Source organism: Bacillus sp. FSL K6-0255 (assembly GCF_045040725.1).
GTDB lineage: Bacteria > Bacillota > Bacilli > Bacillales > Bacillaceae > Bacillus > Bacillus subtilis.
This window is the reverse complement of record NZ_CP150278.1, coordinates 684,329-697,853: the sequence shown is the minus strand read 5'-3', so window position 1 is coordinate 697,853 and position 13,525 is coordinate 684,329. Positions and strand designations below refer to the sequence as shown.

The following is a 13,525-nucleotide window of genomic DNA, read 5'->3' as shown; positions in this document are numbered from 1 at the left end:
CAACAACGTCAACTCATATACCAGAAAATTTTACTAAATTTTTCAAGGATTAAGGGGAAGCACGTCATGAATGAAAAAAAAGAGAGAATCATAAAAACCAGCATTCGTTTATTTGCGAAAAAAGGATTCGCAGCTACGACGATCCAAGAAATCGCCAGTGAATGCGGCATTTCGAAGGGCGCTTTTTATTTGCACTTCAAATCGAAAGAAGCGCTGCTGTTATCTGCCTGTGAATATTATATCGGTATGTCTATGAACAAAATGAAAAATATAGAAGAAGATCTCGCCGGAAAGCCCCCTAAGGAAGTGTTAAAAAAGCAAATTGGCGCTCAATTTGAGGATTTTCGCGATCATAAAGATTTTATCGTTCTTTTGCTTACCGAAAATATCATTCCGGAAAATCAAGAAATCAAGCAATACTTTTACAAAGTAACCATGGAGACGGATAAGCTGTACCGGAACGCCTTGCTGGTATCCTATGGCGAAGGAATCGAGCGGTATGTCGCAGATCTGTCCATCATGGCAAGAGGCATTGTGCATTCCTATATGAACGTGATGGTATTTAACGGTGAGCTTAATATCGATGCAGAAGAAATCTCAGCCTTTATTATTGAGAGACTGAATGATCTTGTACAGGGGCTGAGCCGTTCTGCACTCAATCCGATTGTATCAAAAGACATTTTCAACCCGATGCCTGCGGGAAAAGACCAGCTGCTTGAGGACATTCAGAAAGTGAAAGAAAACAGCACGCTGCCCGAGGATATCACCGTGTCACTTGATGTTATCGAGGAAGAATTGACTCAGGATAAACCGCGCAAGCCGATTATTAAAGGCATGCTGTCCAATTTGACCGGAACCAACGACAAAGAAGTTGAAAGGCTTCGGGCCCTCATCTCTGTCTTTATCTCAATTTGACCATAAAAAAAGCAGCCTCTAAGGGCTGCTTTTTTATTAGCGTTTTTTAATTTCTTCAAGCAGAATTTTGTTGACCATCGGCGGGTTGGCTTGTCCTTTGGACGCTTTCATAATCTGTCCGACTAGGAAGCCGATCGCGCGGTCTTTTCCGTTTTTAAAGTCTTCGATTGATTGAGGATTGTTGTCAAGCGCCTCAGTGACAAGCTTCAGAAGCACGCCTTCGTCAGAAATCTGAACAAGGCCTTTCTCTTTCACAATCTTCTCAGCGTCGCCGCCTTTTTCAATCAATTCTTTAAACACTTTCTTCGCGATCTTAGAAGAAATGGTTCCTTTTTCAATCAATTTGATCATGCCGGCAAGGCCTTCAGGTGTCAGGGCAACATCGGCAAGCTCTTTTTGCTCAGCGTTTAGGTAAGCTGACACTTCACCCATCAGCCAGTTAGACGCTTGTTTGGCTTCAGCGCCTTTTTGAACGGTTTCTTCGAAGAAATCAGCCATTTCTTTTGTCAGCGTCAGAACCATCGCGTCATATGCAGGCAAGCCAAGCTCTTCGATATAACGCTTGCGGCGCTCATCCGGAAGCTCAGGAATGCTTGCTTTTACGCGTTCCTTCCATTCATCATCAATGTAGAGCTCGACTAGATCCGGCTCTGGGAAGTAACGGTAGTCGTCAGATCCCTCTTTGACACGCATAAGAATGGTTTTCTTCGTTGCTTCATCATAACGGCGAGTTTCTTGCTGGATGACGCCGCCGGAAAGAAGAACCTGCTCCTGGCGTTTTTCTTCATGCTCAAGGCCTTTTTGAACAAACGCAAAGGAGTTCAAGTTTTTTAATTCTGTTTTTGTGCCGAATTCCTCTTGGCCGATCGGACGAAGAGAGATATTGGCGTCACAGCGAAGTGAGCCTTCTTCCATTTTACAGTCAGAAACGCCTGTATACTGGATGATGGATTTCAGCTTTTCAAGATACGCGTACGCTTCTTCCGGCGTGCGGATATCCGGCTCTGATACGATCTCAACAAGCGGCGTTCCTTGGCGGTTGAAGTCAACAAGAGAATAGCCGTCGCCTGTGTGTGTCAGTTTTCCGGCATCTTCTTCAAGGTGAAGGCGCGTGATGCCGATGCGTTTTGTTTTTCCGCCGACTTCAATTTCGATCCAGCCGTTTTCGCCGATTGGCTTATCAAATTGAGAAATCTGATACGCTTTCGGGTTGTCAGGATAGAAATAGTTTTTGCGGTCAAACTTCGTATCCGTTGCGATCTCACAGTTGAGCGCCATAGCGGCTTTCATTGCGAATTCAACGGCTTCTTTGTTCAGAACAGGCAGGACGCCCGGGTATCCGAGGTCAATAACGCTTGTCTGCGTATTCGCCTCCGCGCCGAATGGCGTTGGAGAGCTTGAGAAAATTTTTGATTTTGTTTTTAACTCAACGTGGACTTCAAGTCCGATTACCGTTTCAAAGTTCAATTCTTTTCACCCCTTACAGTTCAGGTTTTGCTTTATGATGGTCTGTCGCTTGTTCAAATGCATGAGCAACGCGGTATACAGTGCTTTCGTCAAAGTGTTTTCCGATGATTTGCAGGCCGAGCGGAAGTCCGTCTGCTAATCCGCATGGCACGCTGATTCCCGGTACGCCGGCAAGGTTGACCGGAATCGTTAAGATATCGTTTGCGTACATTGTGAGCGGATCCTTCGTGTTTTCACCGATTTTAAACGCAGGTGTCGGTGTAGTCGGTCCAACAATAACGTCATATTTTTCAAATACGTCTTCAAAATCCTTCTTAATCAACGTACGCACTTTTTGCGCTTTTTTGTAGTACGCATCGTAGTAGCCTGAGCTTAAAGCAAACGTTCCAAGCATGATGCGGCGTTTGACTTCATTTCCAAAACCTTCAGCGCGCGTTTGCTTGTAAAGGTCGATCAGGTTATCCGCGTTGTCTGTGCGGTAGCCGTAGCGGATGCCGTCAAAGCGTGCAAGGTTCGCTGACGCTTCAGAAGATGACAGCAGGTAATATGTCGCAAGCGCGTATTTACTGTGCGGAAGAGACACTTCTTCCCATGTAGCGCCGAGACCTTCAAGGACTTTCAGCGCTGCCAAGACAGATTCTCTCGCTTCTTTGCCGACACCTTCACCAAGGTATTCTTTCGGAACGGCGATTTTCAGTCCTTTGATGTCTCCAGTTAATGAAGAAAGAAAATCAGGCACGTCCACATTTGCACTCGTGGAGTCCATTTTGTCTACGCCGGAAATCGCTTGAAGTAAAAACGCGTTATCCTCAACCGTACGTGTAATCGGCCCGATTTGGTCTAATGAAGACGCAAATGCGACCAGACCGTAACGAGATACACGTCCGTATGTAGGTTTTAATCCGACAACGCCGCAGAAAGATGCCGGCTGACGGATGGAGCCGCCTGTGTCAGATCCAAGAGAAAACGGAACTTCTCCCGCAGCAACCGCAGCTGCAGATCCGCCGCTTGAACCGCCGGGAACTGTATCCAGGTTCCAAGGGTTTTTCGTCAGCTTGTAAGCTGAGTTTTCTGTAGATGATCCCATGGCGAATTCGTCCATGTTCAGTTTTCCGATTGTGACCGCTTCAGCGTCTTGAAGGCGCTGAACGACAGTAGCATCATAGATCGGATCAAAGTTTTCGAGAATTTTGCTGGAGCATGTTGTGCGCAGCCCTTTTGTTACGATATTATCTTTTACGCCGATCGGCATACCGAAAAGAAGACCGTGCTCAGAACGGCCGTCAACCGCCTCATCAAGCTCCTTCGCGTATGCGCGCGCTCTTTCTTCATCTAATGCCAAAAAGGCTTGTACCTTATCATCAACCGCTTGGATGCGTTTATAAGATTCATCAACCAGATCAGAAATCTTAATCTCTTTTTTATGTATGAGCTGTTTTAATTCTGTGATTTTATGATCAAATAATGACATTCTTGTGTCCCTCCTTTAGTCCAGAATTGATGGCACACGAATATAGCCGTCTTTATGGTCAGGCGCATTTTTCATGACATCCTCAACCGGAAGACCTTTACCCGCTTCATCTTCTCTCATGACATTTTTCATTTTCAGCACGTGAGTTGTAGGCTCCACATTGTCTGTGTTAACCTCATTAAGCTCCTCAGCAAATGAAATGATACTGTCGAGCTGTTCAGTGAACATTTTTGCTTCTTCTTCAGTAATCGCAAGTCTTGCAAGGTGCGCAACGTGCTTTACTTCTTCTATTGAAATTCGTGACATATGATCCACCTCCACATATTTCTCCGTTAAGTCATATAATACTGATCATATCAAAAACAAGCCCTTTAAAGCAACAAAACGCCTTGAGACAGGCCTGTGTTTTCGAAACAATACCCTATATATTTTATACTAAAATGAGGAGAAGGAGAAACGAAATATTTTTCTGAATATTTTTACTTTAATTATTTTTTGAAAGCGTTTTATTCTTTATTCCCTTCTAGGTTTGCAACGGTATTTCCAGCTTATGATCAATGTTTCATCGCTTGAATGGCCGGGAATACTTTGTTAGGTTAAGTTACCAAGTGCACCCGCAAAAGAATTTCTTTTGTTTTGCACTTACGCCAGGCTGCTTAACTGGCACCATCAATTTGAGAGGTGATGCAACATTATTAGAAATGAAGAGAGGGTAAAACGTGAGTATTGAAATTATTATATCTTTAGGAATTTACTTTATTGCCATGCTGTTAATCGGCTGGTATGCATTCAAGAAAACCACTGACATCAATGATTACATGCTTGGAGGAAGAGGCCTCGGACCATTCGTTACTGCTTTGTCTGCCGGCGCGGCCGATATGAGCGGATGGATGCTGATGGGTGTTCCCGGCGCGATGTTTGCGACAGGGCTGTCCACCTTATGGCTTGCTTTAGGTCTTACAATCGGGGCGTACTCAAATTACTTGCTGCTGGCTCCAAGACTGCGTGCTTATACGGAAGCGGCGGATGATGCGATTACGATTCCTGATTTCTTTGATAAACGATTCCAGCATTCTTCATCACTGCTGAAAATCGTATCTGCATTGATCATCATGATCTTTTTCACATTGTATACCTCTTCCGGTATGGTATCTGGCGGACGGCTGTTTGAATCTGCTTTTGGTGCGGATTACAAATTAGGCTTGTTTCTGACCACCGCAGTTGTAGTATTATACACACTGTTTGGCGGTTTCCTTGCTGTCAGTCTGACTGACTTCGTGCAGGGTGCGATCATGTTTGCAGCACTAGTGCTTGTGCCGATCGTTGCTTTTACCCATGTGGGCGGCGTTGCTCCGACTTTCCATGAAATCGACGCTGTTAATCCACATTTATTGGATATTTTTAAAGGCGCGAGCGTCATTAGCATTATTTCCTATTTAGCCTGGGGGTTAGGCTACTACGGCCAGCCTCATATCATCGTCCGATTTATGGCCATTAAAGACATTAAAGATTTAAAACCTGCACGCCGAATCGGTATGAGCTGGATGATCATTACAGTTCTAGGTTCCGTGCTGACGGGTTTAATCGGTGTTGCATACGCCCATAAATTCGGAGTTGCTGTAAAAGATCCGGAGATGATTTTCATTATCTTCTCTAAAATCTTGTTCCACCCATTAATTACAGGGTTCTTATTGTCAGCTATTTTGGCTGCAATCATGAGTTCCATCTCCTCGCAGCTCTTGGTCACAGCAAGTGCAGTGACAGAGGATTTATACCGGTCATTTTTCAGACGAAAAGCTTCTGATAAAGAATTGGTCATGATCGGGCGATTGTCCGTCTTAGTCATTGCCGTTATCGCGGTACTCTTGTCATTGAACCCGAACAGCACCATTCTTGATTTGGTCGGATACGCTTGGGCCGGCTTCGGTTCAGCTTTCGGACCTGCGATTCTGCTCAGTCTATATTGGAAGCGAATGAACGAATGGGGCGCGCTTGCTGCCATGATTGTCGGGGCTGCGACCGTGTTGATCTGGATTACAACCGGCCTGGCAAAATCAACCGGTGTGTACGAAATCATCCCTGGGTTTATTCTCAGTATGATTGCCGGCATCATTGTCAGCATGATCACAAAACGTCCTGCAAAAGCCTCTTACCGATTATTCGGTGTCATGGAAAAGCTGTTAAAACGCAAAAAGTAAGCAATAAGCCATCAAGCGCAGCTTGGTGGCTTTTGTGCTCTTGTTTTGCTATAAATACTGTGAGAAAATCATATTTATTTAAAAACACCATAGAGAAGGGTGAAGTTGCTGTTGAGCTGGTATATTGATCCTGATATTTTATTGAAATTGGGCATTGCCACATTGATTGGCATGGTCATCGGGCTTGAACGCGAATTAAAAAATAAGCCGCTCGGATTAAAAACCTGTATCGTCATCGCAGTCAGCTCATGCATGCTGACGATCGTCAGTATTAATGCGGCATATCATTTCCCTAAATACTACCGCATCATGATGGATCCGCTTCGTCTGCCGGCACAAATCATCTCCGGCGTCGGGTTTATCGGAGCCGGTGTCATCCTGCGAAAAAGCAATGATGTCATTTCCGGCCTGACGACATCGGCCATGATCTGGGGGGCAGCGGGGCTCGGGCTTGCTACGGGAGCCGGTTTTTATAAAGAAGCGTTTGCCAGTCTTCTGTTCATCCTGATCAGCGTGGAATTTCTCCCATGGGTGGTCAGAAAAATAGGCCCCGACCGCCTGCAGGAAAAAGACATCCGCATCAGAATGTCGCTTTCTGATAAAGACAAAATGACAGAGATTTTAAAAGAAATGAAAAGAAGAGATATCAAAGCACACTCCGTTCGGATCGACGACCTGGGCGAAAAGGATTTTCCAATTATGGAAGTGAAGGTCCGCGTCCATAAAAACAGATACACGACCGATGTCTACTATGACATTAAAGCCATTGAAGGCGTAGTCGGCGTGAAGTGTGATACATTATAAAAGCCAATGGGACTGGAATCCCATTGGCTTTTTCTATCTACACCAGTGCTGAAAAATCAAATGCTGTAATCGGCGTGCCATTCTCTATATCTCTTCTGAAACCGGCCAGCATTTCTTTTTCTTCTTCTCCTATTGTGTTAAGGTCAAACATCTGATGTAGCAATCCGTAAATCAGCATATGGCGAAGGCGGAGGAAATCAGGTATTATCATCAGCCATGCAGGGTCAAGCTCATTTTCCTCCCAGTACCCTTTCATAAAATGCGTCATAAATTCTTCTGTAAACGCAGCTTTATCATCATATGGCACAACAGGATACCACAGGACATTGTAGAGAAGAATGCTAATATCGTTAACAAACCAGTTGTAGCCGATATCATCAAAATCAAATGCCGTGATTTTGCCATGATCCCAGTTAAAATTGCCATGGTGCAGATCCGCATGCACCAAGCCGTAGCTGTCCTGGCTTTTCGGGAGCCTCCGCAGTTCATTCATCAAAGAATCGGCTTGCTGAAACACCTTTATCTGATCTTCAGGCACATATTTTCTCAGCTTTAATTGCTCCTCTTCATCCCATTCCTGTCTTTTGAAAGCGGGATTGCTCAATTTGTAGCTTTTTGTCAGGCTGTGCATGCTGCCTGTGTATCTGCCAAGCTCATAAAATAGCGTTTCATTCCAGTCCGATTCATCCACTTTTTGCCCCGGCGCTTTCTCATACACTCTCAATAAAAATGACCCGCCGTTTCCGTCCGGCACTGCTTCTACGTCTTTTCCGTTCAGCGACGGGAGCGGTTTGGCTACTGAAATTCCCCCTATTGCAAGGTGACGGAGCCATTCCATCTCTCCCATTATATAATCAGAAGATCTCCGAATCGTATGGGTAATCTTTAAAATATAAGGTTGATTGTCTTTCATACATTCATATACATAGTTTTCCGCATCAGCCAGAAAACGCACCTGATCTTTTGAGAAACCGTATCTCGCTGCAGCTTCTGCCAAAACCTGCTCTTCATGAAATATTTTTTTGATATCTTTATGCACGTCTAACATCCTTTCATTGCTATAGATTTGATAATGATTGTTTTCACACGATTTCCAGCATCAACATACCTCCCCTTGATTTGTGTTTCGGCAGAAGCGAAAATAATTTCCCTTTTCCTGTTAATTGTATCATAAAAACCCTTGTGCCAATATGGCACAAGGGTTTTCTATCAGTCATAAATGTGAACAGTCGGCTCTTTATCTCCGGCATTGCGGATAATGACCGCTTCCTGTCCGTCTGAGGACGTGATATTGACTTCGACATCAACTGAGCTCTTAGAGTAGTAGTCCATCACTTCACCCGTTAAGAACTGGGTAAACGCGACAACTTCACTTTTTCCATAGAATTGCATTGGTATGTCAATCTTCATTTTCTTCATTTCATCATTTTCATACAGCGCTGTACCGACAACGCCTGTATAGTTCGGGAAATATTCTTCAATTGAGTTTTTGAACCGCTTAAAGACCTCGGTGTCATCCGGGTACTTTTCTGCTGTGGTTGTATCCGCCGGATAGAATACATATTTTTCATTGATGTCATCCCAATTTGAGATATCAGTAGAGCCTGCTTTGACCTCTGTTTTGGCGATGAAGTTCCCCGGCACAATCGATGTTTTTGACGCCTGCTTGTAGAGCGCGACGGTAATCGGCACATTCTTCAAGTTATCTTTTTTGCGGAGGCGGTTAATAACCTCCTGTGCAATTTTTTCTCCCTGCTGGCGAAGCGTGCTGTCCTTAATCTCCACTTCTTTTTGCGGGTCGCCAGTTTTTTCACGATAGTAATACACTGAGTTTAACGCAAGTCCGATCATGACGCCGCCAAGCTGGATAGAATTCTTGTCTTTTCTGACTAAATAATCGTGCTCAAGCATGGATGCTAAATAAATCGGGCTGCTTTCGTTCTTTTCTTCTGTTGAACCAGAGCTCGGGAGCGCCGGGTTCAAGCCTTCATTTTTGAAGTTTTTATCTTCTTTTTCGGCTTTTTTCAAATCAGAGCCCGTTTTTTTCCGTGCCAGCCAGCTTAATACTGTATCCTCATCTAAATATTGTCCTTCTTGGAACAGATAATCGTCAGTCGAGAAAGAATCTTGGGCAAGACGCATCAGCCCTGTTTCAAACTCGTCAATGTCCAGCCTAGTGTTCAGCTGTTCCGTTGTTAAGCCGCGCGCTTTGCCTGCCTTAAACGGCAGCACCATTTTGTAATAGGAGTCAGAGATATTATATTTCGGGACAATCGCTTTTTCTGACGATTTCGCCGTCTTTTGCGTAATCTCTTCCTCCTTCTCCCCCCCGAAACCTGACGAGCAGGCAGACAGCATTAATACTGCCGCCGTTGCCGCCAATGCCAACGTCTTTTTCAATAGAAAACACTCCTCTTATTTCTTTAGCTCTCCCATTAACTGTTCTTCATTCCACACTTCAATGTTCAGCTCTTGTGCTTTTGTCAGCTTGCTTCCCGCCGCTTCTCCGGCGATGACTAAGTCTGTGTTTTTGCTGACGCTTCCGGTCAGCTTTCCGCCCAGCGCTTCGATTTGCGCTTTGGCTTCGTTTCTTGACAGCTCTTCCAGCTTTCCTGTCAGAACAATTGTTTTACCGGCAAAGTAAGAGTCGCTGTCCTCTGCTTTTACTTTTTTCGGGCCTTTGTAGAGCGTGTTTACGCCCAGCTCCTGAAGTTCATTCAAGAGTTCAAGCATTTCTTCTTTATGAAAATAGGTGATGACCGCGTCAGCCATTTTTTCACCGATTTCATCTACCGCGAGAAGTTCCTCTTTAGAGGCTTTTTTCAGGTTCTCCAAGCTTTCAAAATGCATGGCAAGCGTCTTTGCAGCCTTTGATCCGATAAAACGGATGCCAAGCCCAAACAGCAAACGCTCCAACGAATTTTCTTTTGATTTTTGGATGGAGCTGATCAGGTTTTCAGTGGACTTTTCACCCATGCGCTCAAGCTGGATGACTCGTTCCTTCGTCAGCTTATATAAATCTGCCACATTGCGGACAAGGTTTTCCTCAAACAGCTGTGTGATCACTCGTTCGCCGAGACCGTCAATGTTCATGGCATTGCGGGAAACGAAATGGATCAGCCCTTCCCGGATTTGCGCCGGACATTCAGGGTTAATGCAGCGAAGCGCCACTTCTCCTTCGATCCGGACGAGCTCACTGCCGCATTCAGGACATTCCGTCGGCATGCTGAATTCCTTTTCTTCTCCTGTACGCTGTTCAACGAGGACATTCACGACTTCCGGGATGATATCGCCCGCTTTTTTGACAACAACCTTATCCAAAATCCGAATGTCCTTCTCTTTAATTAAATCTTCGTTATGAAGGGATGCTCTTGAGACCGTTGTGCCGGCAACTTTTACCGGCTCAAGAATCGCGGTCGGCGTGATCACACCCGTTCTGCCGACATTTAATTCGATATCGAGAAGCTTCGTCACGACCTCTTCAGCAGGAAACTTATACGCGATGGCCCAGCGCGGGCTTTTCGCCGTAAAACCGAGCTCCTCCTGTTGATCGAGAGAATCGACTTTAATGACAATGCCGTCTATTTCATACGGCAGGTCAGCGCGCTTCGCCTGAAACTCATCGACCAGCACTATGACTTCTTCTATGTCGCCGCATTTTTTTCGCTCCTGATTCGTTTTAAATCCGAGTTCGTCGAGAAAATCAAGCCCCTGGCTTTGCGTCTCCACACCCATCTCGTCAAGCTCCGCTATACTGTAGACGAAGATATCGAGGTTTCGTTTCGCTGCAATTTTCGGATCGAGCTGCCTGAGTGATCCCGCCGCGGCATTTCGCGGATTGGCGAACGGTTCTTCCTCATTTTTAATCCGTTCCTCATTGAGAGCTTCAAACGAACGCTTCGGCATATACGCCTCGCCGCGCACTTCGATTGACAGCTCACGGTTCATTTTGAGGGGGATATTGCGGATCGTCTTCAGATTCTCCGTAATATCCTCTCCCGTCGTTCCGTCACCTCTTGTGGCTCCTCTGACAAAATAGCCGTCTTCATAACGGAGAGAAACAGCAAGACCGTCTATTTTCAGCTCCACATTATACGCCACATCGTCGCCGACGGCTTGGCGCACACGGCGGTCGAAATCACGAAGATCATCAGCATTAAAGGCGTTGCCCAAACTGAGCATCGGTGTGCCGTGGGTGACTTTCTGAAACGCTTCAAGCACGGCTCCGCCGACGCGCTGCGTAGGAGAGTCAGGCGTTCTGAGGTCTGGGTGCTCATCCTCGATCGCAATCAGCTCCTGCATCAATCTGTCGTATTCGGCATCTGGGACGCTCGGTTCATCTAAGGTGTAATATTCATAGCTATACTTGTTGATGGTGCGGCGCAGTTCTTCTGCCCGCTGCTTCGCTGTTTCTTTGTCCATCTGCTTCTTCCTTTCCTCTTCAATTACTGCTTTTCAATAGGAGCAAATGCTGCTAACAGGCGTTTCACGCCGACAGGGCTCGGGAAGGCAATATCGAGCTCCGTCCCTTCTCCTTCGCCTTTTACGCTGACGACAGTTCCTGTTCCCCATTTTTTATGGCCCGCCTTATCTCCGACTGCCCAGTTCAAGGTGTCGCCGCCTGTTTTGCTGGCGTAGGATACCGGGCGTGAAACAGGGCCGCGTCTCGGCTGCATTTTTCTCGCAGACGTCGCTCTCGTTTCTTTTTTCTCATTTAGGTTTTCCAATAAATCATCCGGTATTTCAGCAATGAAGCGAGATTCCGGGTTCATATTCGTCCGGCCAAACAAGGTGCGCATTTTAGCGTTGGTCAGATAAAGCTCCTGTTCAGCCCTTGTAATCCCAACGTACGCAAGGCGGCGTTCTTCTTCCATTTCCGCTTCCTCCATGAGTGAACGGCTATGCGGGAAGACGCCTTCTTCAAGCCCCATCAAGAAAACAACCGGGAACTCCAGTCCTTTCGCGGCGTGCAGTGTCATCAGGGTGATCGCATCCTTGCCGCCTGACTCTTCCTCCTTCTGATCGAGCTGATCAATATCTGCGATCAATGCCAAGTCTGTCAGGAACGCAACGAGTGTCTTGTCTTCACTTTTCTGTTCAAAGTTTTTCGTAACAGACAGGAACTCGTCGATATTTTCTAAACGGCTTTGGGCTTCGATCGATTTCTCAGCCTTCAGCATTTCTCTGTATTCCGTCTTATCAAGAATTTCTTCTGTCAGCTCTGTAATAGATAAGTAATCCTGCATATTGGTCAGGTTTTCAATCATCTGTCTAAAGCTGTCAAGCGCGTTTGCCGCTTTGGCACTGACGCCGATAAAATCAACCTGCTGAATCGCTTGGAAAAATGACAAGCCGTTTATGGCCGCATACGAAGCGATTTTTTCAAGTGATGTCGCACCGACTCCGCGCTTCGGCACATTGACAATGCGCGTGAAACTGATATCGTCATCAGGATTGGATACGAGGCGCAGGTACGCAAGAATGTCTTTAATTTCTTTTCTGTCATAGAACTTTGTGCCGCCGACAATGTTATAGTTCAAGCCCGCTTTGAGAAGCGTTTCCTCAATCACACGGGACTGCGCGTTTGTCCGGTATAATATGGCGATATCAGACAGCTTCCGCTTGCCTGAGCTGTGAAGCTGATGAATTTTACCGGCCACAAACTGTCCTTCTCCGAATTCATTATCACCGCGATAATAGGAAATTTTGATGCCTTCATCGTTTTCCGTCCACAAATTTTTCGGTTTGCGGTTAGAGTTGTTTTTGATGACCTCGTTAGCCGCACGCAAAATCCGTTTCGTTGAACGATAGTTTTGTTCTAGCAAAATCACGCTTGCATTCGGATAATCTTTTTCAAATGAAAGGATGTTGGTGATATCCGCGCCGCGCCATCTGTAGATTGACTGATCAGAATCCCCCACAACGCAAAGGTTCTGGAAACGCTCGGCAAGCTGCTTAACAAGCATGTATTGCGCCCTGTTCGTATCCTGATACTCATCAACATGGATGTATTGGAATTTGCGCTGATAAAATTCAAGTACTTCCGGCACTCGGTCAAACAGTTTAATCGTCGTCATAATCAAATCGTCGAAATCGAGCGACTGGTTTTTCAATAGCTTCTTCTGATAATCAGCATATACATCGCTGACCACCTGATCGTAGTAGCCGCCAGCAACTTTAGAGAATTCCTCCGGTTCGGTCAATTCGTTTTTCGCACTGCTGATCGTACCGAGGATGCTTCTCGGGTCAAACTTCTTCGGATCAAGATTGCGCTCCTTCAAAATCCCCTTGATCACTGAAAGCTGGTCAGCCGTATCAAGGATGGAGAAATTTCGGTTGATCCCAATCCGGTCGATATCTCTGCGCAAGATCCGCACGCACATGCTGTGGAATGTGGAAATCCAGATATCGTCCGCGCCGGGTCCGAGGATGCTTTCCACACGTTCTTTCATTTCGCGTGCCGCTTTATTTGTAAATGTGATCGCCAGAATGTTCCACGGCGCCACATGCTTTTCTGCCATTAAATAAGCAATTCTATGGGTCAGGACACGCGTCTTTCCGCTTCCCGCTCCCGCCATCAGCAAAAGAGGCCCGTCCGTTGTTTTGACTGCTTCCTGCTGAACGGGGTTTAAACCGCTTAGTAATTGATTGCTAATATAATTCAAAATTT

Annotated in this window: 9 protein-coding genes and 1 pseudogene; 3 read left to right on the top strand and 7 right to left on the bottom strand. The window is 45.8% G+C overall.

The window, feature by feature from the left end:
- Positions 1-66 precede the first annotated feature (66 nt).
- Positions 67-937 (top strand): annotated as a pseudogene (locus tag MHB62_RS03585) (TetR/AcrR family transcriptional regulator).
- Between the two features lie 14 nt (positions 938-951).
- Here MHB62_RS03585 and gatB read toward each other — a convergent pair.
- From gatB to gatC, 3 genes are read right to left on the bottom strand one after another with little or no spacing between them, the layout of a single operon-like run.
- Positions 952-2,382 carry an Asp-tRNA(Asn)/Glu-tRNA(Gln) amidotransferase subunit GatB gene (gatB, locus tag MHB62_RS03580; RefSeq protein ID WP_003219444.1) on the bottom strand — a complete coding sequence of 477 codons (1,431 nt, stop codon included), beginning with the start codon at positions 2,380-2,382 and terminating at the stop codon, positions 952-954.
- 13 nt (positions 2,383-2,395) lie between these two features.
- Complete coding sequence (gene gatA / locus MHB62_RS03575; RefSeq protein WP_003242878.1) at positions 2,396-3,853, bottom strand: Asp-tRNA(Asn)/Glu-tRNA(Gln) amidotransferase subunit GatA; 1,458 nt, start codon at positions 3,851-3,853, stop codon at positions 2,396-2,398.
- Between the two features lie 15 nt (positions 3,854-3,868).
- The gene (gene gatC / locus MHB62_RS03570) at positions 3,869-4,159 is read right to left on the bottom strand and encodes an Asp-tRNA(Asn)/Glu-tRNA(Gln) amidotransferase subunit GatC (RefSeq protein WP_003219442.1); all 291 of its coding nucleotides are present in this window, start codon (positions 4,157-4,159) and stop codon (positions 3,869-3,871) included.
- A gap of 413 nt (positions 4,160-4,572) precedes the next feature.
- Here gatC and opuE point away from each other — a divergent pair, with 413 nt between their 5' ends.
- Positions 4,573-6,051, top strand: coding sequence for a proline transporter OpuE (gene opuE / locus MHB62_RS03565; RefSeq protein ID WP_003242814.1), 1,479 nt, complete (start codon positions 4,573-4,575; stop codon positions 6,049-6,051).
- A gap of 105 nt (positions 6,052-6,156) precedes the next feature.
- The gene (locus MHB62_RS03560; protein ID WP_010886431.1) at positions 6,157-6,855 is read left to right on the top strand and encodes an MgtC/SapB family protein; all 699 of its coding nucleotides are present in this window, start codon (positions 6,157-6,159) and stop codon (positions 6,853-6,855) included.
- 37 nt (positions 6,856-6,892) lie between these two features.
- On the opposite strand, the gene MHB62_RS03555 is transcribed toward MHB62_RS03560, so the two are convergent.
- The 4 genes from MHB62_RS03555 to pcrA form a co-directional block, all read right to left on the bottom strand.
- Positions 6,893-7,903: a phosphotransferase enzyme family protein gene (locus tag MHB62_RS03555; RefSeq protein WP_003233909.1), complete on the bottom strand. Its 1,011-nt coding sequence runs from the start codon at positions 7,901-7,903 to the stop codon at positions 6,893-6,895.
- A gap of 161 nt (positions 7,904-8,064) precedes the next feature.
- Complete coding sequence (locus MHB62_RS03550) at positions 8,065-9,255, bottom strand: CamS family sex pheromone protein (protein WP_003242795.1); 1,191 nt, start codon at positions 9,253-9,255, stop codon at positions 8,065-8,067.
- A 15-nt stretch (positions 9,256-9,270) separates the two neighbouring features.
- A complete protein-coding gene (gene ligA / locus MHB62_RS03545; protein WP_032722978.1) occupies positions 9,271-11,277 on the bottom strand; it encodes an NAD-dependent DNA ligase LigA in 2,007 nt (668 codons plus the stop codon).
- A gap of 23 nt (positions 11,278-11,300) precedes the next feature.
- Entirely contained in the window at positions 11,301-13,520 is a 2,220-nt protein-coding gene (gene pcrA, locus MHB62_RS03540; protein WP_015383008.1) for a DNA helicase PcrA, read from the bottom strand.
- Positions 13,521-13,525: the final 5 nt, after the last annotated feature.

What these genes read in the sequence shown, in the direction of transcription:
- gatA (WP_003242878.1), bottom strand. Translation starts at nt 3,853, where the DNA reads ATGTCATTATTTGATCATAAAATCACAGAATTAAAACAGCTCATACAT.
- gatC (WP_003219442.1), bottom strand. Translation starts at nt 4,159, where the DNA reads ATGTCACGAATTTCAATAGAAGAAGTAAAGCACGTTGCGCACCTTGCA.
- MHB62_RS03555 (WP_003233909.1), bottom strand. Translation starts at nt 7,903, where the DNA reads ATGTTAGACGTGCATAAAGATATCAAAAAAATATTTCATGAAGAGCAG.
- ligA (WP_032722978.1), bottom strand. Translation starts at nt 11,277, where the DNA reads ATGGACAAAGAAACAGCGAAGCAGCGGGCAGAAGAACTGCGCCGCACC.